Origin of the sequence: Sphingomonas sp. 37zxx, assembly GCF_000786205.1 — a bacterium.
In the GTDB taxonomy this organism is placed as follows: Bacteria; Pseudomonadota; Alphaproteobacteria; order Sphingomonadales; family Sphingomonadaceae; genus Sphingomonas.
In genome coordinates this window covers 50986-76464 of sequence record NZ_JROH01000003.1, presented here as the reverse complement: position 1 = coordinate 76464, position 25479 = coordinate 50986, and the positions used below count along the sequence as shown (strand labels likewise).

Genomic DNA, 25479 nt, shown 5'->3' with positions numbered 1-25479 from the left:
ACCGTTCTGGGACAATATGGAAATCACACTTTGGTCTTAGATTGCGCCGGCAATAGGCTGCTCTATAACGCTCTATAATGAAATATTGTCGACCATATTATTGGACCGGCCAGGAGATACCCGATGCTCTATAACGCCTATGAGATGCAGCGATCGATGCTGGCGAGCGCTAGTGCGATGGCCAATTTCGGGGCGGGGCTGCTCAACAATCCGGCAAACCCGTTCGCCTATTTCGGCGGTGGGCCGGTGCTGGCGTCGGCGCTGGAGGTATTCGCGCACGCCGCCGCGCCGCGCGGCAAGCCCGAATTCGGGCTGACCCATACCGAGATCGACGGCAAGCAGGTTGCAGTGCGGGAGGAAATCGTCGCGCGCCGCCCGTTCGGCCAGCTCGTGCATTTCGTTCGCGAGGGCATCGCTGGCGGCCCCAAATTGCTGATCGTCGCGCCGATGTCGGGCCATTATGCCACGCTGCTGCGCGGCACGGTCGAGCGGATGCTGCCCAGCGCCGATGTCTACATCACCGATTGGCGCGACGCCAAGCAGGTGCCGGTGTCCGACGGCCGTTTCGACCTGGATGATTATATCGATTATGTGATCGACTGGCTGGCGCACATCGGCAGCCAGGGCGATGCGCGCGCGCATGTGCTGGCGGTGTGCCAGCCATCGGTGCCGGTCTATGCCGCCGTCGCGGTGATGAGCGCCGATCAGCATCCCAACCGGCCAATGACGCTGTCGCTGATGGGCGGGCCGATCGATACCCGCGAGGCACCGACCGCGGTGAATACGCTGGCGACCGAGCGGCCGCATATGTGGTTTGAAAAAAACGTCATCGCGACGGTGCCGATGCAATATCCAGGCAATGGCCGGCGGGTCTATCCCGGTTTCCTGCAACTTGCCGGGTTCATGACGATGAACCTTGGCAACCACATGGTTTCGCATTGGGAGATGTTCAAACATCTGGTGAAGGGCGACGATGACAGCGCCGATGCGACGATGGCGTTTTATGACGAATATCGATCGGTGTGCGACATGACCGCCGAATTCTATCTCCAGACGATTTCGGTAGTGTTCCAGGACCATTCACTGCCGATGGGCACGATGACGCATCGCGGCAAGCTGGTCGATCCGGCGGCGATCACCGATGTCGCGCTGCTGGCGATCGAGGGCGAGCGCGATGATATTTCGGGGCTGGGCCAGACCAAGGCGGCGCTGACGCTGGCGACCAAGCTGCCCGCGAAGCACAAGCGGTATCACATGGCCGAGGAAGTTGGCCATTACGGCATTTTCAACGGATCGAAGTGGCGGACTCGGATCGCGCCGGTACTGGAAGCGTGGATCGCGACGCATAAGGCGTAGGGGCGCTTAGGCCTCTCCCGCTTGCGGGAGAGGCGGCGAGACTTGGGGGCGCACTTGCGGCCCCTAGTCGCAGCGGTGAGGGGTGCCTTCTGCTCAAGAAGAGCAAGAAGGCCCTCACCCAACCCTCTCCCGCTTGCGGGAGAGGGCTTAGAAGAAGAAGTTTACAGCGCTACTTCGGCGTGGGCACCGGCTTCGCTTGGCTTGATCGTCTGGCCGGTCAGCATCTTCAGCTTGCCCGACAGCGACTGGTCGCCTTCCCAGATTTCGGCATCCTTCAGGTCGAAGCGAAGCATCATGATGTTGGGGTCGTCCTTGCCGCCTTCGAACCAGGCCTCGGTCTGCTTCGACCAATATTTGTCGAAGATTTCGGGGCGGGTTTCCTGGGTCAGCGTGCCGTGGATGCAGGCGAACACGTCATGGCCCTTGGCCACGAATTGCGCCATCGCCTCGCCGCCGCCGGCGATTCGGTTGCCCTTGTTGCAATAGAACCAGAATTCGCTGTTGGCGTCGGGGTCGAGCTGGGCGGTCATCGGTTCGCTATGCTGGTGGCTGCCGACCAAGCCGATCATCACGAACGGGCTTTTGGCCATTTCCTTCCACATGCGGTCGCGGATCGCGGTGTCTTCGTGTTGCTTGGCCTGCATATCGGGTCTCCATCCTTTGGGTTCCCCTGTATAACGAGCGTGGCCCCAAGGGTTTCCGTCAGGTCGTCCGCAACCGCACCACGCTGCACAGTCCAGCGAGCAACGCGAAGGCGGCGGCGATGACGAACGGGGCGGGGCCGATGCCGATCCCCGCCGCCAGCGCAATGCCGACGATCGACGCGCCGAGCGTCTGCCCCAGCAATCGCGCGGTCGACAGCAGCCCGCCCGCCGCCGCCGCGCGGTCCCGCGGTGCCTGGCCGATAATCAGCCGCGAATTGGGGGCAAGGAACAGCCCGAACCCCGCCGCCGCGATCGACAACCGCCATGCGATCGCGGGCCACCCCGCGTCGGTGGGCAGGAATCCGATCAGCAACAGGCCGGTGACCGCCAGCGTCATGCCGGCAATGCCCAGCAATGACGGCTTCACCCGATCCGACAGCCACCCCGCCAGTGGCGCGACGACGAGCAGGGTGAGCGGGAAGGGGAGGATCAACAGCCCGACTTCGGCCGGGCTGAATCCCATGCCGCGTTCGAAGCGAAAGGGCAGTGCGACCACCATCGCGCTGGTGGCGACAAAGGCGGCGATCGCGCCGAGCACCGACAGGCCGATGACTCGGATCGCCAGCAAGTCGATCGGCACGGTGGGACGAGTGCGCGCGCGTTCGCGGCGATAGAGCAACACCGCGCTGACCAGCCCGACGATCGCCGCGCCGATGCCGAGCGGCGAGAGCGTGCCGTGGACCGCCAGCTCAAGCCCACCGATCAGCAGCCCGACGGTGATCGCGCTCCACGCGCCGCCCGCCAGGTCGAACCGCTCGGCGCGCGGCACCGGCGCGGGCAGGGCGCGACCGAGCAGCATCGAGAGCAAGGCGAAGGGCACGGCGGCGCAGAACACCCATCGCCAGTCGAAATGGGCAACGATGAACCCGCCCAAGGTGGGCGCGAGCGCATTCGACGAGGCGACGATGACGCTGTTGATGCCTAGCCCGCTGCCCAGGCTGCGTGCGGGATAAATGTCACGCAGCATCGCCGCCGACACGCTGAGCGCCATGCCCGCGCCGATCGCCTGGCCGCCGCGCACCATCAGCAATTGCGCGAAGCTGTCTACCAGCAACGACGCCGCCGATGCGAGCAGGAAGACGAACTGGCCGAGCTGATACAGCCGCCGATGCCCCACCCGGTCGCCCAGCCCGGCAAAGGGCAGCAGCCCCATCACCAGCACCAATTGGTAGAGCGTCACGACTGCGACGACATTGCCTTCGCCGATGCCGAGTTCGCGCGCGATCGTCGGCAGTGCGACGGTGGCGATCGATCCGTCGATGACGAACAAGGCGGTGCCGAACGAAATTGCCGCGATCGCGACGATCCGGCGCGGCATCGGCAGGCCGGCACCGGTGGCGGGTGCGGCGATGGCGTCGGGCTGGAGAATGATGGGCTACTTTCGAAGATGTCTTGCCCATTTAGGCATCCGTCGCGCCGAGAAAAGCGCTAAGTCGAACTTGAAACTTGAATCAGCTTAGCCGACGGGTTTTGCATCCTTGGCAATGAAGAACCCGACCGGGATCCGGACGGGCACATCCAGTGGCTCATCATTGCGCAGGACGTGGCGAACGATAAAGGTGCGCGACAGGCGTATCGCTGCTTTGCCGACGCCGGGAACGGTTTCGTCGATCACCCAGCATTTTTTGGGACGGCCATTTCGCTGCAGGTAACAGCCGATATACGCCTTGCCTTCGACCCTTTTGCCGCTCTTGTCGCGCGGCCATTCGCGGACGAATTCGAAGGTCAGCGGCTTGCGGACCCATTGGGCGCGGGCGTAGCGCACCGATCGGCCAGCGCCACCGCCGCCAAGGCCGCTGCCCCCGCCACCGGCTGCGATGCCATCGCCATCACCGCCACCTTCGCCATCGGTGACCGCAGCGGCGGTGCCGGCGATGGTTGAGGGGGCGAGCGGCAGGCTGATCGGCGACGGCAGCGCGACGATCGGCGGGATCATCGCGGCGGGCGCAGGTTCGGCAAGTCGAGGCGTGGGGGCCGTAGGTGCCGCAGCCGATCGCAGCGGTGGCCCCGCTGGCGCGGCGCGATCGATCGGCGGCCCGGCGGGGGCATCGGGCGCGGGGATCGGTGGTGGCGGCTCAACGATCGGCGGGGGCGGAACCACCGGCTCGAACAGTGCCAGCAAGGGTGGTTCGGGTTCGATCGGCAGCAATGCGGAGCGCGTTGCCATCAACGCGAGAATGACAAGCAGATGGAAGGCGATGATCGTCGCCAACACCGCAACGCGATAATCGGTTCGCATCGTCTGCATCGACGGCTCCCGGCGGCAAAGCTGTACCCAAGATGAACGACGAATAGAAATTCATCGCTTCGTCTTTGGGCGCTCAAGCTATTACTGGCGGGAACGAACGTCAATTGGTTCGGCTTTGCGCGAGCAGGGAGTGTGCGGCGCACTCCCTGCCCAGCGGCTTATAATACTTCGAACAACCCCGCTGCGCCCATGCCGCCGCCGACGCACATCGTCACCACGACATATTTCGCGCCGCGACGCTTGCCCTCGATCAGCGCATGGCCGGTCATCCGCGCGCCCGACATGCCATAAGGATGGCCGATCGAGATCGCGCCGCCATTGACGTTGAGCAACTCATACGGGATGCCAAGCTTGTCGGCGCTGTAGAGCACCTGCACCGCGAACGCTTCGTTCAGCTCCCACAGGCCGATATCCTCGACCTTCAGATTGAAGCGTTCGAGCAATTTGGGGACCGCGAACACCGGGCCGATGCCCATTTCGTCGGGCTCGGTGCCCGCCACCGCCATGCCGATATAGCGGCCAAGCGGTTGCAAGCCCCGCTTCGATGCGACGCTTTCCTCCATCAGCACACAGGCCGACGAACCGTCCGAAAGCTGGCTGGCATTGCCTGCGGTGATCGATCCGCCAGGGATCACCGGCTGGAGCGCGGCCAGCCCCTCGGCATTGGTTTCGGGGCGGTTGCCCTCGTCCTTGGTGAGCGTGACTTCCCGCTGGCTGGCTTCCTTGGTCGCCTTGTCAATCACGTTCATCGTCGCGGTGACGGGGACGATCTCGGCATCGAAGCGCCCGGCTTCCTGCGCGGCGGCGGTGCGGCGCTGCGATTCAAGGCCATAGGCGTCCTGGCGCTCGCGGCTGATGCCATAGCGGTTGGCGACGGTTTCGGCGGTTTGCAGCATCGGCATATAGACGTTGGCGTGCATCGCCAGCAGTTCGGGATCGGCGGCGACGCGCATCTGCGGCGTCTGCACCAGGCTGATCGATTCGACGCCGCCGCCGACGGTGACGTCCATATTGTCGACGATGATCTGTTTGGCGGCGGTGGCGATCGCCATCAGCCCCGAGGCGCATTGGCGATCGATCGACATGCCCGAGACGGTGACCGGCAGGCCGGCGCGCAAGGCGACCTGGCGCGCGATGTTGCCGCCCTGATGCCCCTGCTGGAGCGCCGCGCCCCAGACGACGTCGTCGACATGGCCGCCCTCGATCCCGGCGCGCTCGATCGCGGCCTCGAGCGATTTGGCGCCCAGCGTGGGGGCGGGAAGATTGTTGAACGCGCCGCGATAGGCGCGGCCGATCGGGGTACGGGCGGTGGAAACGATGACGGCAGAGCGCATGGTGGTTCCTTCTGTTTCCCCTCTCCCGCATGCGGGAGAGGGCTTTTGGGACTTAGACGAATATCTGGCTGATCCATTCGGCGATCATCGCGGGCTTTTCCTCGCCTTCGATCTCGACGGTGAAAGCATTGGTCTGTTGCCACTGGCCGGGGCGCTTTTCGGCCAGATCGAGCAATTTGAAGCGCCCGCGCACCCGGCTTCCCGAGCGCACGGGGGTGAGGAACCGCACTTTGTTGCCGCCATAATTGACGCCCATTTTGACATCGGCGATTTCGGGTAGCGCGGTCCTGGCCGACAGCATCGGCATCAGCGACAAGGTGAGGAATCCGTGCGCGATCGTGCCGCCGAACGGCGTCATCGCCGCGCGGGCGGGATCGACATGGATGAACTGGTGATCGCCAGTCGCGTCGGCGAATTTGTCGATCATCGCCTGCGTCACCTCGACCCAGTCGGACACCGCTTCGCTGCCGATTTGCCCGGCCCGTTCCTGCATGGTGATCGGCATTCGCTCTCCCACGCTAGGCGGTTTCGCATTTTTGCAGCATAGCGCGCCGCAACCCTTAACGGGCTTGGGGCAGGGGCCGCAAGCTTTGGCTGACCGGAAACACGAAAATGCAGAGCGCCGTACCGTCACCCCAGCTTAGCATGATGGCAAAACTGCACCGCATGGCCGAACCCGATGTTCTAAAGCCATTATTGGAGCGCGCGCGGCTGACCACCGATTCGCGCGCGCGGGTGCTCGATCACTCGGCCGGGCTGATCGCCGATCTGCGCGCGGCGCAAAACCGGGGGTGGGTGAACCAGTTTTTGCAAGAATATCGGCTCAATTCGTCCGAGGGCGTGGCGCTGCTGAGCCTGGCCGAGGCGTTTCTGCGCGTGCCCGATCCCGAAACCGCCGACCTGCTGATCGCCGACAAATTGGGCGATGCCGATTGGCGCACCCATGCCGGCAAGTCGAACTCGGCGTTGGTCAATTCAGCGACCTGGGGGCTGGTGGTGGGTCGCGCGCTGGTGCGTGAGGAAGGCAATGCGCTCCAGCGGCTGATCAGCCGCGCGGGCGAGCCGTTCGTTCGCCAGGCGGTGGGCGCGGCGATGAAGATGATGGGCGAAGTCTTTGTAATGGGCCGCACCATCGACGAGGCGATGAAGCGGATGCGCCGCCCGGAAAATAAGGGCTTCACCGCCAGCTTCGACATGCTGGGCGAGGGGGCGCTGACCAAGGCCGATGCCGAGCGCTATTTCGCCGCCTATTTCGACGCGATCCGCGCGGTGGGGCGCGATCCCAAGGCGGGGCATTCGATTTCGGTCAAGCTGTCGGCCCTCCACGCCCGCTACGAAGTGGCGCAATGGGATAGCTGCGTGTCCGAACTCAGCGACATGCTGGCGCAATTGGCGTCGGAGGCGGCGGCGCAGAATATCGCGCTGACGGTTGATGCTGAGGAGAGCGAGCGGCTGGAGATGAGCCTCGAGATCATCGGCGCGGTCGCGCGGCGGCCCGAGCTTCGCGGCTGGGACGGCTATGGCATGGCAGTGCAATCCTATGGCAAGCGCGCGCGCAGCGTGATCGGCTGGGCCGACGGATTGGGGCGCCCGATGAACGTCCGGCTGGTCAAGGGAGCCTATTGGGACAGCGAGATCAAGCGTACCCAGGTCGAGGGGCTGGCCGATTACCCGCTGTTTACGCGCAAGGCGGCGACCGATGTGTCGTACCTCGCCTGCGCCCGCGACATGCTCGACGCGACCAACATCCGCCCCGCCTTTGCCAGCCATAATGCGCTGACCGTCGCGACGATCCTCGAATGGGCGGGCAATGCCCGAGACTTCGAATTCCAGCGGCTGCACGGCATGGGCGAGGGGCTGTACGAGCGGCTGGTGCGCGAGCATGGCCATCATTGCCGGATCTATGCGCCGGTGGGCGGGCATCGCGATTTGCTGGCGTATCTGGTGCGGCGCTTGCTCGAGAATGGCGCGAATTCGTCGTTCGTGCATCAGCTTGCCGATGCGGGTCTTAGCGATGCCGAATTGATGGCCGATCCGGTGGAGAAGATCGCTGCGGTTGGCGGGACGCGGCACCCGAGCATTCCGATGCCCAAGGATTTGATGGGGGCATGGGGCAATAGCGAGGGGATTGACCTGGCCGAGCGTGAAGTGTTGCGCGAGACGGCGCGAGCGATTTCTTCTGCCCCCCTCCCGCTCGCGGGAGGGGTCGGGGGAGGGCGTGTCTCACAACCAGCGCCTCAGGACATGCCCTCCCCTAGCCCCTCCCACAAGCGGGAGGGGGACGAAGTAAGTGCCGCCATCACCCGCGCCCACGCCGCTTTCCCCGCCTGGTCCGCGACTCCGGTCGAAACCCGCGCCGCGATCCTCGAACGCTATGCCGACCTGCTCGAAGCCAATCGCACCGAATTGATGGCCTATGCGGTGCGCGAGGCGTTCAAGACGATCCCCGACGCACTGGGCGAAATCCGCGAGGCCGCCGATTTCTGCCGTTATTACGCGATGCAGGCGCGCGGCATCCTAGGGCCGCGAATCCTTCCCGGACCGACCGGCGAGCGCAACGAGCTGCGGATGGCGGGGCGCGGGGTGTGGGCGACGATCGCGCCGTGGAACTTCCCGCTGGCGATCTTCACCGGCCAGAATGCCGCCGCGTTGGTCGCGGGCAATAGCGTGGTGGCCAAGCCCGCGCCGCAGACACCGGGCATCGCCGCGCGCGCGGTCGATCTGGCGCATGAAGCCGGGGTGCCGCGCGATGCGCTAGTGCTGGTGACCGGCGGGGCCGAGGCGGGGGCGGCGCTGACCGGCGATACCCGGATTGCGGGCGTTGCCTTCACCGGATCGACCGCGACTGCCAAGGCGATCGCGCGCAGCCTGCTTGCGGATGATGCCAATGACCCGATCGGGCGCCCAATCGTGCCGCTGATCGCCGAAACCGGCGGGATCAACGCGATGATCGTCGATTCGACCGCTTTGCCCGAACAGGTGGTGGCCGATGTCATCGCCTCGGCTTTCCGTTCGGCGGGGCAGCGTTGCTCGGCGCTTCGGCTGCTGATCGTGCAGGAGGAGGTCGCCGACACGATCCTGACGATGCTGCGCGGGGCGATGGCATTGCTGGTGGTCGGCGATCCGGGCGATCCGCGCACCGATGTCGGCCCGGTGATCGACGATGCCGCTTATGCCAAGCTGATGGCCTATCGCGAGAGCGTGCAGGGGCGCTGGATCAAGACTGTGCCGGTGCCCGCGACCGGCCGCTTCGTGCCGCCGACAGCGATCCGCCTTGATGACCTGGATGACTTGAATCAGGAATGGTTCGGGCCGCTGCTGCACGTCGCGACGTGGCGTGCAGGTGAACTGCATGCGACGATCGAACGGGTCAACGCCAAGCGGTTCGGGCTGACGATGGGGCTGCACAGCCGGATCGCGCGATCGGCCGAAATCGCCGAAGCGACCGCGAAGGTCGGCAACCTTTATATCAACCGGTCGATGATCGGCGCAGTGGTGGGATCGCAGCCGTTCGGCGGCGAGGGGCTGTCGGGCACCGGGCCAAAGGCCGGCGGGCCGAATTATCTGCCGCGCTTCTGCGTCGAGCGCGCGGTGTCGGTGGATACCACCAGCGCGGGCGGCAATGCGTCGCTGCTGAGTTTGGAGGAAGGCGGCGGCTGACGCAGCGGGGGCCTATTCCTCGCCGGTGCCTATCTGTCGCACCGGCTGCACCTGGGCGTAGGGCATGATCATCGTGCCGTCGGGGGCGGCGGTGAAGGTGGTCTGAGTCGGATAGGCGATCTCGATCTTTTCGGCGTTGAAACGCTGAAGGATCGCGATGCCGATCGCGGTGCGTCCGTCGTAAAAGGCGGGATAATCGGCCCCGGGCGAATCGAATTCGACCTCGAAATCCAGGCTCGATGCACCAAAGCCGATGAAGCCGGCGCGGACGAAGACGCGATCATTCGCCTCGACGATTTCCTGCAGGATGCCGGGGATTCGCGCGCAGACTTCGGGCGCGGTCTGATAGATCACGCCGATCCCGAATTTGGCGCGGCGATATTCGCGCCGGGTGTTGTTCTGGATTTCCTTGTCGAGCAACTGCTTGTTCGAGATGATCCGCTCTTCGCCCTGGAACGAGCGGATTCGCGTCGATTTCAGGCCGATCGCCTCGATATTGCCGCTGGTCTGGTCGTAATTGATGCTGTCGCCGCGGCGAAACGGCTTGTCGAAGATGATCGACAGCGCGGCGAACAGATCGGCGAAGATGCCCTGCGCCGCCAGACCGATCGCGATGCCGCCGACGCCAAGGCCCGCGACCAGGCCGGTGACGTTGACCCCCAGATTGTCGAGCACGACGATCAGCGCGATCGCGAACAGCGCGAAGGTGACCAGCAGGCGGATAATGCCCATCGCACTGCCCAAAGCTTCGGACGAATGATGGTCCGACGTGGTGCGCGCCTCGACGATGCCGAGGATCACTTCGCGCGCCCACATCGCCGCCTGGAACACCGCCGCGATCGTGAAGAGGAAGTTGACGGTGTGGTTCACCACCGCCGGCGCGTCGGCATAGCCCACCACCAGCTTGGCAGCGATCATCACCATGAAGAAGCTGCCGGTCCGGGCGATCGCCCGACCGAACACGCCGCTCCAGCCGGTCACCAGCGGCTGGCGGTCGCAATAGCGTTTGCCCCAACCCTTCAACGCGGCAAGCGCCAGGACGATGACCGACGCCACGCCCACCGCGATCAGGATTTGCAGCCAATGCCCCTGCAACCATTCGAAACTGTCGACCAGCAGGACGCCGGCCTGTTGCTCGATCAGTTCGGGCGTGATGGCGACAGTGTCGGCGGTGTTGGCAATGGCGGCGGTGCTATTGGTCATGCGGCTTTCTTCAGGCGGCCTTGGCAGGCGATGGCTCGGCTTGGTCGAGCGCGGCCAGGAACGCTATCAATCCCCGCTCGCCGCGTGACAAGTAGCGGGTTGCACGCGGCAGGCGCAGCGCGGCGCGCATGTCGGTCTGTGCCGCCTTGTCCTTGGCGAGTTCGACCAGCGCCGGATGGACATAGCTTTTGCGCGCGATCGCGGGGGTGTTGCCCAATGCTTCGGTGACGGGTTCGAGCATCGCCTTCAGCCCGATCGGTGCCTCAGCGAGCGCGAGCGTCTCGAACGCGATCGCGCTGGCACCCCAGGTGCGAAAATGCCTGGCGGTGAATTCGCCGGCCATCGCTTCGCGAATATAGGCGTTGACGTCGCTCGAGGTGACCGGATGGGTTTCGCCGGCATCGTCGACCCAGCGGAACAGATGCTGGCCCGGCAAATCCTGGCAGCGCTTCACGAAGCGGATCAGCGAGCCATCGGTGATCGTCATCAGCCGCATCTTGCCCGATTTGGCGCGATATTGCAGCCGCAGCGTCTTGCCGGTCAACTTGGCGTGGCGATTGCGTAGCGTCGTTGCGCCGAAACTCTTATTGGCCTTGGCATAGCCTTCGTTGCCGATGCGGACATGGCCGTGGTCGAGCAGGCGGACGACGGCGGCGACTGCGCGGTCGCGCGTCAGCTTGCGCGCGCGCAGATCCTTTTCGACCCGCTTGCGCAATTTGGGCAGCGCCAGGCCAAAGGCGGGGCAGCGGGCATATTTCGCGGCCTCCTGCGTCTCGCGGAACGCCAGGTGATAGCGATATTGTTTGCGGCCCTTTTCGTCCCAGCCGACCGCCTGGATATGGCCATTGGGGTCGGGGCAAAACCAGGCATCGCGATAGGCCGGCGGCAGGCCGACCGCGTTCAGCCGGTCGATCTCGTCGCGATCGGTGACCGGCTTGCCCTGCGCGTCGCGATAGCCCCAGCCGCCGCGCACCTGGCGGCGGGTGATCCCGGCTTCGCTGTCGTCGTGATAGATGATCGTCGCCTGGGACATCGCTTCCTCGATCGGGTGGCAACGGGAATGCGCGGTGCGGCAATTCGTTCCGGCTGCGGTGCGAAGGCCGGAACCTGCGGCGTGGCCGATGGTTGGCGGCAAGACCGATTTCCACTTTCGATGGAGCTATCCCATGGCCGACCTCAACAATATCCGCGTGCTGATGCTCGCGACCGACGGCTTTGAACATTCCGAACTGTTCGATCCGCGCCAGGCACTGCTCGATGCCGGCGTGCAAGTGACGCTGGCGTCGATCAAGACCGATCCGATTCGGGGCGTCAAAGCCGATAGCGACCCGACCGAGACGATCACTCCCGACATGACGCTCGACGAGGTCGACACCGAGGATTTCGACGCGCTGGTGCTGCCGGGCGGCGTGACCAATCCCGATACGATGCGGTTGCAGGAGCGGGCGATCGAAATCATCGAGGAGTTCATGGACGACGACAAGATCGTCGCGGCGATCTGCCACGCGCCCTGGCTGCTGGTCGAAGCCGATGTAGTCGATGGCCGCCGCGTGACGAGCTGGCCATCGGTGCGGACCGACCTTGAAAATGCAGGGGCCAATGTCGTCGACGAGGAAGTGGTGATCGACGGCAATCTGATCACCAGCCGCAATCCGGGCGATATTCCGGCGTTCAACAAGGCGCTGATTGCGGCGCTCGAAAAGGCCGGCGCCGAAGCGGTGCATTGAGCTAAATTTCCCGTCCGTTCGCGGGAGGGGTTAGGGCAGGGCCTCCCCCGACCTCTCTCGCAAGCGGGAGGGGAGAGTTCAACCAGCGTTGCGCGCGGCGCTCTACCCAGTGGTAGAGCGCCGCTGACGCCGCCAGCACCATCGCCAGGTACAGCGCGATCAGCGGCCAGCCGACCGGGCCGGGGGCGGCGACGAACGCCAGCTTGAACGCCTTCCACAACAGGAAATGGCACAGATAGGTCGCATAGCTGACCTCGCCGAGCCAGTGCAGCGGTGACGCCCCCAGCGGGTTGCGCGGGCCGGAGGAGAGCGCCAGCGCGAGCAGCGCGGCGGCGAAGGCTGCGGGCATTGCCAGGGTTTCGGCTGCCCAGCCCGATGCAGCGGCGACGGTAGCGGCAATGGCCAGTCCTGCGGCAGCCAGCACCGCAAGCGGCGATCCGCGCCATCGCAGCCACAGCGCGCAGATGATCGTGCCGACGCTGAACTCGATCAAACAGCGCAGCAGGCCGAAGCGGGGAATATCGGCGTTGAGCGACGCCTCCCCCGCAGCATTGAAAACCGCGTGCAGCGCCGCCAGCAACGCGGTGATCGCCGCGAGCAGCGCCCATGTCGGCAGCCGCCGCCAATCGATCGCGAACGCCAGCAGCGGGAACAGCAGATACGCAGCCGATTCGACCGAGATCGACCAGGCGGGGTCGTTCCAGGCCAGCGCGCGGGTGAAGCCCCAATTCTGCACCAACAGATAATGCAGCGGCAGTTGCGCAAAGGGGAAATCGACCGGATCATGCCGCCCCGTCGCCGCAAGCAACAGCGCCAGCGCGACGCCGCCGGTCAGCACGACCGCATGCAGCGGCCAGATTCGCGCGAATCGGCGGCGAAGAAACCCCGGCACTGCGTGCCAGCCGCCGGCGCGCAGCCGATCGGCATAGCTGAGCCACAGCACGAAGCCCGACAGCAGGAAGAAGAAATCGACCGCGAGATAGCCATGCGCGACGATCGCCAGCGGCCAGCCGCCAAGCCCCGCCACCGATTCGCGGATATGGTAGAAAACGACGAACCACGCCGCGATCCCGCGCATACTGGTGAGTGCGCGTAGTTCGCCGCGCGGGGCGGCGGCGGCGGGGTTTGGGATCGTTGCTTCAGCCGTCACGGCGCTTGCGACCGGGGCGCAGCTTGGCGGCAAAGCCCTTGGGTGAGCCATCCCCTTCACGGTCGAGGTCGGGGCGGCGCAGCAGCAGCCAGGCGGCCAGCAGCATCAACCCGTGGGTCAGGCCAAGCGAGAAATTGTCGATCATTCGCCCGCTCCGTTGGCTTCCCGTTCGCCATGAGCGTTACCGCCATGCGGTTGACGCGGCGTTAAACACTCGCGTGGCACAGCGTCGCCATGCGGATCTTGCATATCTTTGATCACAGCCTGCCGTTGCACAGCGGCTATACGTTTCGCAGTCGCGCGATATTGAAGGCGCAGATGGCGCTTGGCTGGACGGTCGAAGGGGTTACCGGGCCACGCCACGGCGCTAGTGACGGCGCGGCCGAGCTGATCGACGGCCTGACCTTTCATCGCACCGTGCCACCCAAGGCGGCACCGAGCCCGATCGGCGAATGGCGCGAGATCGAAGCCTTTGCCCGCAAGATCGATTCGGTGGTCGACGATTTCCGGCCCGACATCCTGCATGCCCATTCGCCGGTGCTCAACGCGCTGGCGATGCTGAAGGTGGCGCGCGCGCGCACGCTGCCGTGCCTGTATGAAATCCGCGCCTTTTGGGAGGATGCGGCGGTCGGCAACGGCACCGGGCGCGAGGGTTCGGCGCGCTATCGGCTGACGCGCTGGGCCGAAAGCCATGCGGTAAAGCGGGTCGATCGAGTCGCGGTGATCTGTGAAGGGCTGCGCGCCGATCTGATCGGGCGCGGCGTCGATCCCGCGCGGATCATGGTATCGCCCAACGGCGTCGACATGGGGATGTTCGGCACGCCCTTGCCGCGCGACACGGCGCTGGCGGCGGAGCGCGGGCTGAACGGGGCCGATGTCGTCGGCTATGTCGGCAGCTTTTACGATTATGAAGGGCTGGGCGATCTGATCGCGGCGATGCCGGCGCTGGTCGCGGCCCGGCCCAATGCGCGGCTGGTACTGGTCGGCGGCGGCCCGGTCGATGCCGAGTTGCGCGCCGCCGCCGCCGCTTCGCCGGTGGCATCGCATATCGATTTCGTCGGGCGGGTGCCGCATGCCGAAGTAGAGCGCTATTACAGCGTGATCGATGTGCTGGCCTATCCGCGTAAGCGGATGCGGCTCACCGATCTGGTCACGCCGCTCAAACCGCTGGAGGCGATGGCGCAGGGGAAGCTGGTTGCCGCTTCCGACGTCGGCGGCCATCGCGAACTGATCGCCGATGGTGTGACGGGCACGCTGTTCGCGCCCGACGATCCCGCCGCCATCGCGCGCGCGCTGGCCGATCTGTTCGCCAACCGCGCCGGATGGGAGAATCGCCGCGCCACCGCCCGCGCCTTTGTCGAGCGTGAGCGTAACTGGTCGTCAAATGTTTCCCGGTATCAACCGGTGTATAAAGAGCTTATTGCAGCAGCACGAACGGATCCATCATGGTCGCGCTTACCACGAGTCAACGCATGAACCTGCCGCTAGCCCCCATCGCCGCCGGGATCGTCGGCCTCGCCGCTGCCGCCGCCGTCGCGATCGTGCCGACATGGCGGATCGAGGCGCTGATCCTCGACAGCGGGCTGCCGTCGCTGGTGGCGGCTGCCGAGCCGCCGCTGGGCAACACTGCCCGGCTGGCGCTGATGCTGGTCGCGGCGGTGATCGCGGGCGGGGCCACCTGGGCGGCGGCGCTGCGGGTGCTGGTGCCACGTCGGCCGGCGCGGACCCTTCGCCGCGCAGACGCGCATCCCGACGCGCCCGCGCGCGAACCGGTGATGGCGGCGCGCGATCTGGGCACGCCGTTTCTGGACGTGACCGCCAGGAAGGACGAGGCGGCGGAAGCGCCGGTATTGGTGATCGAAACCGATCTGCCGCGCGATCTGGACGTGCCATTGGCGGCGTTCGACCCGGCTGCGATCCCGCCGGTGCCCGCCACCCCCAGCGCGACGGTGACGCCGCTGCATCGCAGGCCCGTGCTGGTCCCCGAGCCGGCGCGGATCGAAACCTTTGAACTGACTCCTGCCAGCCGCCCCGAGCCGTTTCCCTTTCCGCTGCGCGCCGCCCCCGACGCCGAGCCGATGGCCGCGCCCGAGACCGACGCGACGATTCATTCGCTGCTCGATCGGCTCGAACGCGGGATCGTCCGCCGCCGCAATGGCCCTGCCATGAGCGAACGGCCCGATGCCGAGGGGCTTGAGGACGCATTGTCGACGCTGCGGCGATTTGTGGCGCAGGGATAGGCGTTACTCGACCTCCACCGTCAATATCTCGACCGTCGCGGCGATCCGGTGATCGCGAACGCTGCGATCGATCAATTGGACATCGGCGACCAGATGTCCGCGCAGCGACCAGTCGGCCTCGGGCAGTGCGGCCAGCCATGCCCGCGCCGTCGCACCATCGTCGCCGACAAACTCCAGCCTATGCCGCGCGCCGACAAAGGTGGCGCTGGCCCAGCGTTCGCAAGCCGAAGCGACGATCGCGCCCTGAAAGGCCGAAAGCTGCGCCGCCAGCGCGCGTTCGAGCAAGGTTGCGGCATCGGGTCCGCGCGCCATCAATCGTGCTCGCGCTCGGCCAGGAACGCCTCGATCCGTTCGCACATGCGCTGGCCCGGCTGGCGACCGTTTCGCAAATCGCCCACCAGCCTGGGATCCTTCGCAACATGGCGGCCGAACAGCGTCTGCGGCATGGCGCTGCGGTGCAGGAACCGTTCGATACGGGATAGCAGGTTCATCCATTGTTGCTCCTTCCGGCGAATCAATGTTCCTTGTCTGTTCCGCAATTTCCAACTTGTCTAGGAAATTTCCTGCGACTATGGACGATATATGGATTCACAGGAGCAGCGGGCGGCGCTGGCGCGGATCGCCGGGGAGCGCGGGGTAAGCCTGGCGCGGCTGTCGCGCGTGCTGGGGCGCAATGCCGCCTATGTGCAGCAATATGTCGCGCGCGGATCGCCGCGGCTGTTGCCCGAACGCGAACGTGGGCTGATCGCCGATTTCCTGGGGGTTGCCGAGGCGGCGCTAGGCGGGCCTGCCGAATTGATGACGGTGCCGCGTTTCGACGTCGCCGCATCGGCTGGGCCGGGCGGCGTGGTTGAAATCGACCTGCCCGAGCGGCCGGCGCGGATCGACCCGCTGTTGCTCGATCGGCTGGGGGTGCGGGCCCAGGCGGCATCGATGATCCGCGTGGCGGGCGATTCGATGGCCCCGACGCTGATCGACGGCGACGAGATATTGGTCGATGCCGACGCCCGGCTGAGCGCGCGCGGCGGCGTCTATGTGATCCGGCGCGACGGCGTGGTGATGGTCAAACGGCTGCGGCGCGCAGGGAATGGGCTGGACATCATCAGCGACAACCCCGCCTGCCCGAGCTGGCGGAACGTCGATCCGGCGACGATCGCGGTGATCGGCCGGGTGGCATGGGTCAGCCGCTGCCTGGTTTAGTCCTTCGACCGATCTTGTTTTCGTCATTCCTGCGAAGGCGGGAATCCATAACCACTGCAATGGCATATGGATTCCCGCCTTCGCGGGAATGACGAAGGAAATGCGTAGGCGTCAGGCCGTCATGCTTTAACGCTCGCGGTCGCGCCACCAGATGGCAAGGCCGATTGCCAGCCCGGTGCCCAGCCCGATCAGCAGGCCGATCGACGGCTGGCCATATAGGCCGCCCACCACCGCACCGACGATCAGACACAAGGCAAGCGGTGCGCCGCCGGCAATCGGCTTGCGCGCGGGGGGACGGGGATCGGTCATGCAGCCGCCTTGCCATGTCGCGGGGATGGATGCCAGCCATCGCGGTACCGCCGATCGGCACCCAGGGTTGCGACATACTGCACCTTTGCCCGGTCGGGGCGATTGTCGCGGGCGGGCGATACCGGCTAGGGCGGGGCATGTCGTTCGTTCCCCGCCGGCGTTGCTGGCGCGCTGCCTTGGCCGGCCTGCTCGTTTTGTCGCCCGTGGTGTCGCGCGCGCAGACCGTTGGAGCGTCCGGTGACACTGCGCCGGCCAACGCCCAGGCCGACGAATTGCTCGATCCCGATGCGCCGCTGATGCCGATGCCCGAACTCGGCATCGAATGGCCCGACCTGGCGCTGGCCCCCGGCGAGACGGCGAGCGCCGATGCCGCCGCGACCGATGCCGGCACCGGCGAGGCGCGCTATCGCTATCAGGTCGCGGGGATGGACGGGGTCTGGACCGATCTGATGCGCCAGCGTTTCGATGAAGGGTCGATCCTGCGCGCCAATCGCGGCGCCCCCGCCAACGCCGCGCAGATCGAACGCCGCGCGCGCGCCGACTCCACGCTGTTGAGCGACGTCCTGCGCGCCGGGGGATATTATGACGCGCGGATCGATACCCGGGTCGAGCCGGCGGCGGGCGAATTGCTGGTGACACTCGACGTGGTGCCAGGTGCGATGTACCGGCTCGATCGCGTCGATGTCGCCGGGCTCGCCGCCGCCGGGGCCAAACAGGCCGAGCTTCGCGAGAGCTTCGCGGTGAATACCGACGATCCGGTCAATGCCGATGCCATCGCCGCTGCCGAGGCGGCATTGCGCGAACGGGTGGGGCGCGAAGGCTTTCCCTTTGCCACGGTCGAAGCGCCCCACGTCGTGGTCGATCACGCGACCCAGACCGCGACCTTGTCGATGGCGGTTCAGCCGGGCGAATTGCTTCGCTTTGGTCGGGTGACGATGGCGGACGAGCAGGTGTTCGATGCCAGCCACGTTTTCGACATTGCACGCTTCAAGCCTGGCGACGTGTATGATTCGAACTCGGTCGAGGATCTGCGCCGGGCGGTCATCCAGACCGGCATCGTTTCGGCGGTGCGGATCGAGGAAGTGAAGGGCGAGGCGCCCGGCACGGTCGATCTCGACATGTGGATCGTGCCCGGCCCGCCGCGCACGATCGCGGGCGAGCTTGGCTATGGCACCGGCGAAGGCGCGCGCGCCGCGGTGAGCTGGACTCACCGCAACCTGTTCCCGCCCGAGGGCGGGCTGACGGTGCGCGGCGTACTCGGTACGCTCGAGCAACTGGGCAGCGTGGTGTTTCGTCGCAACAACTTCCAGGGGCGCGACCGGGTGCTGACGTTGCAGGCGGTGGTGGCGCATCTCGAGCGCGATGCGTTTCAGGCCGACACGTTCCAGCTATCGGGCAGCCTGGAGCGGCAGACCAACATCTTTTTCCAAAAGGCGTGGACGTGGTCGGTGGGCGGCGAACTGCTTGCCTCGAACGAGCGCGACGTCATTCTGGCGACCGGCGAGCCGCGGGAGCGGGTGTATTTCATCGGCGCATTGCCCACCAGCCTCGCCTATGACGGCAGCGACGATCTGTTGAACCCCACCAGCGGTTTTCGCCTGTCGGGGCGGGTGTCGCCCGAACTGTCGTTCAGCGGCGCGACCTTTGGCTATACGCGCACCCAGCTTGACGCGAGCACCTATCGCGCGGTGAGCGATCGTGTCGTGATGGCGGGGCGGGTGCGGCTGGGGACGATCGTCGGCGCGCCGCGCGATGCGGTTGCGCCGTCGCGGCGTTTCTATGCCGGCGGCGGCGCGTCGGTGCGCGGCTATGGCTTTCAGGACATCGGCCCGCGCGACCAGAATAACGATCCGATCGGCGGTCGCAGCCTGACCGAATTTTCGATCGAGGCACGGGTGAAGGCGTTTGGCGCGTTCGGCATCGTGCCGTTCCTCGACGGCGGCAACATCTATACCTCGCCTTTGCCCAAACTCACCGATTTCCGATACGGCGCTGGCATCGGCGTTCGCTATTATTCGAACTTCGGCCCGATCCGGATAGACGTCGGCACCCCGATCAACCCGCAGCCGGGCGATCCGCGCGTCGCGGTCTATGTCTCGCTGGGGCAGGCGTTTTGAGCGAAGCCGACACTCCGCCGGTCGAAACCCCGCCAGCCGCCACGCCCAGGATCGCGCGCAAGCGGCGCTGGGCACGGGTGCTGTTGACGCTGATCGCCGGATTGCTGGCGCTGATGGCGGGCGGGGCGCTGTTGCTCGATACCCAAATCGGGCATCGATTCATCGCCAACCGGATCGCGGCGCTGAAGCCCGCCAATGGCATGCGCTATCGCATCGGGCGGATCGAAGGGTCTATCTATGGCCGCGCCACGCTGATCGACGTGCGGATCCATGATCCCAAGGGGCTGGTGTTTTCGGCCCCGCGCGCGCAGCTCGATTGGCGACCGCTGGCATGGAGTGCCAACCGGCTCGACATTCGCCGCCTGACCATCCCGCGCGCGACGCTCGCCAAATTACCGCAACCGACGCCGACCGGGCGACAGGGGCCGATCCTGCCCGGTTTCGACATCGCGATCGGCTGGCTGGCGATCGACCGGCTGGAGATTGCGCCGGCGGTGACCGGCAAGCGCCGGATCGGGCGGCTGATCGGCCGCGCCGAAGTGCGCGACCGGCGCGCGCTGGTCGATCTGGCGGCGCTGGTGGCGGGCAGCGATTTCGTGCGGATCAAGCTGGATGCCACCCCCGATCGCGATCGTTTCGATCTGGCGGCGCGCGGGCGCGGGCGCGGCGACGGGGTGCTGGCACGGCTGGCCGGGGTCAACCGGCCATTGGCCTTCGCGGTCGAGGGTGATGGCCGCTGGGCGCGCTGGCAGGGTTCGGCGGCGGCGCAAATCGGCGGGGTGTCGATCGCCGATCTTCGGCTGGGTGTGGAAAGCGGGCGCTATACGCTGGCGGGGGATGTCGCGCCGGCGTCGCTGTTGCGCGGGCGGTTGCAGCGGCTGGCGTCGCCGCGCATTCGATTGGACGGTGCCGCGACCTTCGCCAATCGGCGGATCGAAGGGGCGCTCAACGCGCGTTCGGCTGCCCTGGAAATCGAAACCAGCGGCGGCATCGACCTTGCCGAAAGCCGCTATCGCAACCTGCAGGTCGCAGTGCGCGTGCTGCAACCCAAGGCGCTGATCGGCAACATGACCGGGCGCGACCTCAATCTTCGGCTGCTGCTCGACGGGGCGTTTCGCACCGCGCGCTTCGATTATCGGCTCACCGCGCCGCAAGTGGCGTTCGATCGGACGGGGTTCGAACAGGTGCGGATCGTCGGGCAGGGGCGGCTATCGGCATCGCCGGTCACCGTTCCCATACGCCTGACCGCCGCGCGCGTGACCGGCGTTGGCGACGTGGCGGGCGGTATCCTGCGCAACCTGTCGGTGGCGGGCGCGCTCAAGGTGACGGCGGGGAACATCACCGGCGACCAGTTGCAATTGCGATCGGACAAATTGTCGGGCCGGATCATGCTGTTCGTCGATCTGCGGAACGGGCAATATGAAGTCGGGCTGGCAGGCGGGCTGCAACGCTATCTGATCCCCGGCCTTGGCATCGTCGATGTCGATACCCGGCTGCGTGTGGTGCCGGGGGGCAATGGGCGCGGCAGCCGGATCGTGGGGACGGGCACCGCGCAGGTGGTTCGGCTCGACAACGGCTTTTTCCGGTCGCTCACCGGCGGTTTGCCGCGAATTGTGACCGGGCTCGAGCGCGGGGCCGACCGTATCCTGTATTTCCGCAATGCGGTGCTGACCTCGCCCGATCTGACGCTGCGCGGCAATGGGTTTCGCCGGATCGACGGCAGCTTCTATTTCGAAGGCAGCGGGACGCAGCGGCAATATGGGGCGGTGACGCTGAAGCTGAACGGGCGGATCAATCGCCCCACCGTCGAGCTTCGGCTGGCCGCGCCCAACGCCACGCTGGGCCTGAGCGAGGTTCAGGCGCGGCTCGATCCGACGCCGCTGGGGTATGATTTCACCGCTGCGGGTGGCTCGCGGCTGGGGCCGTTCACCAGCGAGGGGGCGATCCTGCTGCCGCGCGGAGGGAGTGGCCGGATCGAGGTGGCGCGGATCGACGTTGCCGGAACGCGCGCCAGCGGCGGGCTCGACATCGTTGCCGGTGGGTTTGACGGGCGGTTGATGGTTGCCGGTGGCGGCCTTTCGGGCGATCTGGCGTTTGCGGTGCGCGATGGCATCCAGCGGATCGACGGCGCGCTCGATGCCAAGGAAGCGCAACTGACCGATACGATGAGCGTCAGGCGCGGGCAGTTGCGCTTTACCACGATGCTCGATCCCGCGGGCACGACGCTGGATGCCAATATGCTGGGGCGGGGGATACGCGCCGGCGGGTTGGCGCTGGCCCGGTTCGACGGCAATGCCCGGCTGGTCGATGGCAGCGGCGAGGCGAAGGCGACGCTGGCAGGGTCGCGCGGGCGCGGCTTCACGATCGACGCGACCGCACAGATTACGCCCGACAGCTATACGATCACCGGCGGCGGCACGGTCGATCGCCGCCCGCTCAAGCTGGTGTCGCCCGCCGTCATCCGCCGCGAGGGCGATGGCTGGCGGCTTGCGCCCACCCGGATCAACTTCACCGATGGCGAGGCGCAGATCGGCGGCAGTTTCACCGGCGGCACCACCGCGATCGACGCCAGCGTGACGCGGATGCCGCTGACGGTGCTCGATATCGGCTATCCCGGCCTTGGGCTGGGCGGCAGCGCGACGGGCAAGCTGAACTATGTCGCCAATGCCGATTCGGCCCCGACCGGATCGGTCGACATGACGATTCGCGGGCTGAGCCGCGCGGGGCTGGTCCTGTCGTCGCAGCCGATCGATGTCGGGGTGAAGGGCGTGTTGCAGCCGGGGCAGGCCGGCTTTCGCGCGGTGATGGCGTCCGCCGGGCGGACGATCGGGCGGGCACAGGCGCGGCTGGCCCCCTTGGGCAGCGGCAGCCTTGCGGAAAGGCTGCGCGCCGCGCCGCTAGTGGCGCAGCTTCGCTATGGCGGGCCTGCCGATACGCTGTGGCGGTTGACCGGGGTGGAATTGTTCGACCTGTCGGGGCCGATCGTGATCGGCGCGGACGTGAGCGGGCGGCTGGCCGATCCACAGATACGCGGGTCGCTTCGCAGCGAAAATGCGCGGATCGAAAGCAGCGTTACCGGCACCGTGCTGACCAACGTCCAGACACGCGGGCGATTCAACGGATCGCGGCTGGTGATCGACCAGTTTCAGGCGCGCGACGGGCGGCAGGGCAGCGTGTCGGGATCGGGCAGTTTCGATCTGGCGTCGGCGCGCGGCTTTGGCATCGACCTGAACATCACCGCGCAAAACGCGCTGCTGATCAACCGTGACGACATCGGCGCGAGCGTGACCGGGCCGATCACGATCAGGTCCGATGGGCAGGGCGGCACGATCGGCGGCGATGTCGTGCTCAACACCAGCCGCTACCGGCTGGGCCAGGCAGTGGTGGCAGCACCGATCCCGCGCCTGAACGTCACCGAAATCAACCAGAGCGGCGGCGATGATGCCGAGCTGGTGGTGGCTGAACCGTGGAAGCTCGATCTGCGCGCGCGGGCTGCGGGCGGCATGGCGGTGAGCGGGCTTGGGCTGGACAGCGAATGGTCGGCGAGCCTGCGGATCGGCGGCGAACCGACCAGCCCGCAAATCCGGGGGCAGGCCGATCTGATCCGGGGCGATTACGACTTTGCCGGGCGCAGCTTCAACATCGATCGCGGGCGGATCACTTTCGATGGATCGGTGCCCTCGAACCCCGCGCTCGATATATCGGCCAATGCCAATACCCAGGGGCTGAACGCGACGATCCGGGTGACCGGCAGCGCGCTCAAACCGCAGATCGGCTTTTCGAGCGTCCCCGCCTTGCCTGAGGACGAATTGCTGTCGCGGCTGTTGTTCGGCACCTCGATCACCAATTTGTCGGCCCCTGAGGCGCTGCAACTGGCGTCGGCGGTGTCGGCGTTGCAGGATGGCGGCAACGGGCTCGACCCGATCAATGCGGTGCGGCGCGCGGCGGGGCTGGACCGGCTGCGCATCGTCGCCGCCGATCCGCAGACGGGGCAGGGCACCTCGATCGCGGCGGGCAAGTTCGTGACGCGGCGGACCTATGTCGAGATCATCTCCGACGGGCAGGGCTATTCGGCGACCAGGGTCGAGTTCCAGCTTACCCGCTGGCTGTCGCTATTGTCGTCGATCTCGACGATCGGGCGGCAAAGCGCGAACGTCCGCGTGTCGCGCGACTACTGATTTAATTCCTGTCGCCTTGCCGAAACGTTGGACCTATTTGGCGTTCGCTGCGCTTTGCAGGCCAGTCTTGCGTCATCCGGTTCCTGCCCGTGCAGTAAGCCCTTAGCCTTAGGTAGCCCGCCGATGACCGTTCCCCAGATTTTGTCGGTCGCCGTCCTGCTGGGGATGATGGGGCTCTTCATCTGGGGGCGGCTGCGCTATGATCTGGTGGCGATCATCGCGCTGATGGCGGCGCTGGCGGTGGGCATCGTCAGCCCTGCCGAGGCGTTTACCGGCTTTTCGGACGACATCGTCATCATCGTCGGGTCGGCGCTGGTGATTTCGGGCGCGGTGCAGCGATCGGGCGTGGTCGAAACGACGATGGGCTTCCTGCAAAAGCGCGTGACCAGTGTGCGGACGCAGTTGCTGCTGCTCACCGGCACGGTCGGACTGGCATCGGGCCTGGTCAAGAATATCGGCGCGCTGGCGATGATGATGCCGGTGGCGTTTCAGATGGCCAAGAAATCGGACGTGTCGCCCTCCGCCTTTCTGATGCCGATGGCGTTTGCATCGCTGCTCGGCGGGCTGATGACGCTGGTCGGCACGTCGCCCAACGTCATCGTCAGCCGAGTGCGCGAGGAGATTACCGGCCAGCCCTTCCAGATGTTCGATTATCTGCCGGTCGGCGCGGTGCTGGCGGTGATGGGGCTGATCTATCTGTTCTTTGCTTATCGGCTGTTGCCCAGCGACCGGCGCGGTGCGGCGACGATGGGCGAATCGCTCGACATCAACAGCTATGTCACCGAAGCGACGATCGCGCCCAAATCACCCGCGATCGGCGAGACCGTGGGCGACTTTGTCGAGCGTCATGACCACGAAGTGACCGTCACCGCGATCATGCGCAATGGCCTGCGCAGCATGCCCGACGACGATATGGGATTGCGCGAGGACGACACGCTGATCCTGGGCGGCGCGCCCGACAGCCTCGAACGGGTGATCGCGGGCGATCGGCTCGAACTGGAAGGGCAGAATCGCGACGCCCCCGAAGGCACCGAAACCGACGAGGTCGGCGTGATCGAAGCGGTGATCAACGTCGATTCGACGCTGATCGGTCGCACCGCCGGCCGGCTGCTGCTGCGCCAGCGCTACGGCGTCAACGTGATCGCGGTGTCGCGCCAGGGTGAGCGGCTGACGCGCAGCCTGGCCAATATCACGCTGCGCGCGGGCGACGTGCTGGTGCTGCAAGGGCCGCTGTCGATCCTGCCCGAACGGATGCGCGAGCTTGGCTGCCTGCCGCTGGCCGAGCGCGAGATCCGGCTGGGCAATGGCCGCCAATCGTTGCTGCCGATCGGCATATTGGCGGTTGCGATGGCGGCGACCGCGATGGGCTATGTGCCGGTTGCGGTCGCCTTCTTTTGTGCCGCGGGGCTGATCCTGGCCACCGGTGCGATCCCCTTGCGCGAGGCGTACAATCATATCGAATGGCCGATCCTGATCATGCTGGGCGCATTGATCCCGGTATCGGATACGCTTCGCACCACCGGCACCAGCGACCTGATCGGCCAGTGGCTGTCGGGAATCGCGGTCACGCTGCCGCCCTGGGGCGCGGTGGCGCTGATCCTGGCGGCGGCGATGGCGGTGACGCCGTTCCTGAACAACGCAGCGACGGTGCTGGTGATGGCCCCGATCGCCGCCACCTTCGCCGCGAGCCTGGGCTACCGCCCCGAGCCGTTCCTGATGGCGACCGCGGTGGGGGCAGGTTGCGATTTCCTCACCCCGATCGGGCATCAGTGCAACACGCTGGTGATGGGGCCGGGAGGCTATCGCTTCGGCGATTATGCCAGGCTGGGCGCGCCGCTGTCGGTGCTGGTGCTGCTGGTCGGCACGCCGATGATCCTGTGGGTTTGGCCGGTGTGAGTGATGCCCCTCTCCTGGTTTGGGAGAGGGGCTAAAGCGGTATGACTTTAGGCTGAGCCATCGGTCGTCTCCCGTCATTCCCGCGAAGGCGGGAATCCATAGCCACCGCACTGAAACATGGATTCCCGCCTTCGCGGGAATGGCGACGGAAATCGGT

The 25479-nt window shown here is 66.3% G+C and carries 21 protein-coding genes; 9 read left to right on the top strand and 12 right to left on the bottom strand.

Annotated features, from left to right (window positions below; translation table 11 throughout):
* Positions 1 to 123 precede the first annotated feature (123 nt).
* Positions 124 to 1356 carry a polyhydroxyalkanoate depolymerase gene (locus QU44_RS01700; RefSeq protein ID WP_033919700.1) on the top strand — a complete coding sequence of 411 codons (1233 nt, stop codon included), beginning with the start codon at positions 124 to 126 and terminating at the stop codon, positions 1354 to 1356.
* Positions 1357 to 1517: 161 nt separating this feature from the next.
* Here QU44_RS01700 and QU44_RS01695 read toward each other — a convergent pair whose 3' ends face one another.
* From QU44_RS01695 to QU44_RS01675, 5 genes are all read right to left on the bottom strand, one after another.
* Positions 1518 to 2000: a pyridoxamine 5'-phosphate oxidase family protein gene (locus QU44_RS01695; protein WP_033919699.1), complete on the bottom strand. Its 483-nt coding sequence runs from the start codon at positions 1998 to 2000 to the stop codon at positions 1518 to 1520.
* 58 nt (positions 2001 to 2058) lie between these two features.
* Positions 2059 to 3378, bottom strand: a complete 1320-nt coding sequence (locus tag QU44_RS01690; RefSeq protein WP_033919774.1) for an MFS transporter — start codon at positions 3376 to 3378, stop codon at positions 2059 to 2061.
* 138 nt (positions 3379 to 3516) lie between these two features.
* Positions 3517 to 4308, bottom strand: a complete 792-nt coding sequence (locus QU44_RS01685) for a hypothetical protein (protein WP_033919698.1) — start codon at positions 4306 to 4308, stop codon at positions 3517 to 3519.
* A gap of 158 nt (positions 4309 to 4466) precedes the next feature.
* The gene (locus QU44_RS01680; protein ID WP_033919697.1) at positions 4467 to 5642 is read right to left on the bottom strand and encodes an acetyl-CoA C-acyltransferase; all 1176 of its coding nucleotides are present in this window, start codon (positions 5640 to 5642) and stop codon (positions 4467 to 4469) included.
* Between the two features lie 52 nt (positions 5643 to 5694).
* Positions 5695 to 6147, bottom strand: a complete 453-nt coding sequence (locus tag QU44_RS01675; RefSeq protein ID WP_033919696.1) for a MaoC family dehydratase — start codon at positions 6145 to 6147, stop codon at positions 5695 to 5697.
* A 107-nt stretch (positions 6148 to 6254) separates the two neighbouring features.
* Between QU44_RS01675 and putA the strand changes: the two genes are divergently transcribed.
* Positions 6255 to 9302, top strand: a complete 3048-nt coding sequence (putA, locus tag QU44_RS01670; RefSeq protein WP_081987803.1) for a bifunctional proline dehydrogenase/L-glutamate gamma-semialdehyde dehydrogenase PutA — start codon at positions 6255 to 6257, stop codon at positions 9300 to 9302.
* 12 nt (positions 9303 to 9314) lie between these two features.
* Here the strand turns inward: putA and QU44_RS01665 are convergent, their stop codons facing one another.
* Both QU44_RS01665 and QU44_RS01660 read right to left on the bottom strand, forming a co-directional pair.
* A complete protein-coding gene (locus QU44_RS01665; protein ID WP_033919695.1) occupies positions 9315 to 10505 on the bottom strand; it encodes a mechanosensitive ion channel family protein in 1191 nt (396 codons plus the stop codon).
* A gap of 10 nt (positions 10506 to 10515) precedes the next feature.
* The gene (locus tag QU44_RS01660) at positions 10516 to 11538 is read right to left on the bottom strand and encodes a DNA topoisomerase IB (protein ID WP_033919694.1); all 1023 of its coding nucleotides are present in this window, start codon (positions 11536 to 11538) and stop codon (positions 10516 to 10518) included.
* Between the two features lie 133 nt (positions 11539 to 11671).
* On the opposite strand from QU44_RS01660, the gene QU44_RS01655 reads away from it, so the two are divergent.
* Positions 11672 to 12232, top strand: coding sequence for a type 1 glutamine amidotransferase domain-containing protein (locus tag QU44_RS01655; protein ID WP_033919772.1), 561 nt, complete (start codon positions 11672 to 11674; stop codon positions 12230 to 12232).
* A gap of 1 nt (position 12233) precedes the next feature.
* Here QU44_RS01655 and QU44_RS01650 read toward each other — a convergent pair whose 3' ends face one another.
* Both QU44_RS01650 and QU44_RS18445 read right to left on the bottom strand, forming a co-directional pair.
* Positions 12234 to 13382, bottom strand: a complete 1149-nt coding sequence (locus QU44_RS01650) for an acyltransferase family protein (protein ID WP_331377409.1) — start codon at positions 13380 to 13382, stop codon at positions 12234 to 12236.
* On the bottom strand, positions 13372 to 13527 hold the full coding sequence (locus tag QU44_RS18445; RefSeq protein WP_197054218.1) for a hypothetical protein: 156 nt from the start codon (positions 13525 to 13527) through the stop codon (positions 13372 to 13374). Before QU44_RS18445 ends, QU44_RS01650 begins: the two co-directional genes overlap by 11 nt.
* An 89-nt stretch (positions 13528 to 13616) precedes the next feature.
* Between QU44_RS18445 and QU44_RS01645 the strand changes: the two genes are divergently transcribed.
* Both QU44_RS01645 and QU44_RS01640 read left to right on the top strand, forming a co-directional pair.
* The gene (locus QU44_RS01645; protein ID WP_033919693.1) at positions 13617 to 14858 is read left to right on the top strand and encodes a TIGR04063 family PEP-CTERM/XrtA system glycosyltransferase; all 1242 of its coding nucleotides are present in this window, start codon (positions 13617 to 13619) and stop codon (positions 14856 to 14858) included.
* On the top strand, positions 14855 to 15622 hold the full coding sequence (locus QU44_RS01640) for a hypothetical protein (RefSeq protein ID WP_052134228.1): 768 nt from the start codon (positions 14855 to 14857) through the stop codon (positions 15620 to 15622). Before QU44_RS01645 ends, QU44_RS01640 begins: the two co-directional genes overlap by 4 nt.
* 3 nt (positions 15623 to 15625) lie before the next feature.
* Here QU44_RS01640 and QU44_RS01635 read toward each other — a convergent pair whose 3' ends face one another.
* Complete coding sequence (locus QU44_RS01635; protein ID WP_033919691.1) at positions 15626 to 15934, bottom strand: hypothetical protein; 309 nt, start codon at positions 15932 to 15934, stop codon at positions 15626 to 15628.
* Positions 15934 to 16113: a hypothetical protein gene (locus QU44_RS01630; protein ID WP_033919690.1), complete on the bottom strand. Its 180-nt coding sequence runs from the start codon at positions 16111 to 16113 to the stop codon at positions 15934 to 15936. The genes QU44_RS01635 and QU44_RS01630 overlap by 1 nt, the downstream gene beginning before the upstream one ends.
* Positions 16114 to 16204: 91 nt before the next feature.
* Between QU44_RS01630 and QU44_RS01625 the strand changes: the two genes are divergently transcribed.
* Positions 16205 to 16822 carry a S24 family peptidase gene (locus QU44_RS01625; RefSeq protein WP_033919689.1) on the top strand — a complete coding sequence of 206 codons (618 nt, stop codon included), beginning with the start codon at positions 16205 to 16207 and terminating at the stop codon, positions 16820 to 16822.
* Between the two features lie 126 nt (positions 16823 to 16948).
* On the opposite strand, the gene QU44_RS01620 is transcribed toward QU44_RS01625, so the two are convergent.
* Positions 16949 to 17131: a hypothetical protein gene (locus tag QU44_RS01620; protein WP_033919688.1), complete on the bottom strand. Its 183-nt coding sequence runs from the start codon at positions 17129 to 17131 to the stop codon at positions 16949 to 16951.
* 137 nt (positions 17132 to 17268) lie between these two features.
* Between QU44_RS01620 and QU44_RS01615 the strand changes: the two genes are divergently transcribed.
* The 3 genes from QU44_RS01615 to QU44_RS01605 all read left to right on the top strand — a co-directional run bounded on the left by QU44_RS01615 (position 17269) and on the right by QU44_RS01605 (position 25322).
* Positions 17269 to 19248 carry an autotransporter assembly complex protein TamA gene (locus tag QU44_RS01615; RefSeq protein WP_033919687.1) on the top strand — a complete coding sequence of 660 codons (1980 nt, stop codon included), beginning with the start codon at positions 17269 to 17271 and terminating at the stop codon, positions 19246 to 19248.
* The gene (locus tag QU44_RS01610; RefSeq protein WP_331377407.1) at positions 19245 to 23426 is read left to right on the top strand and encodes a translocation/assembly module TamB domain-containing protein; all 4182 of its coding nucleotides are present in this window, start codon (positions 19245 to 19247) and stop codon (positions 23424 to 23426) included. The genes QU44_RS01615 and QU44_RS01610 overlap by 4 nt, the downstream gene beginning before the upstream one ends.
* Positions 23427 to 23549: 123 nt before the next feature.
* Positions 23550 to 25322 (top strand): SLC13 family permease, encoded by a 1773-nt coding sequence (locus QU44_RS01605; protein ID WP_033919686.1) that lies wholly within the window; start codon positions 23550 to 23552, stop codon positions 25320 to 25322.
* Positions 25323 to 25479: the final 157 nt, after the last annotated feature.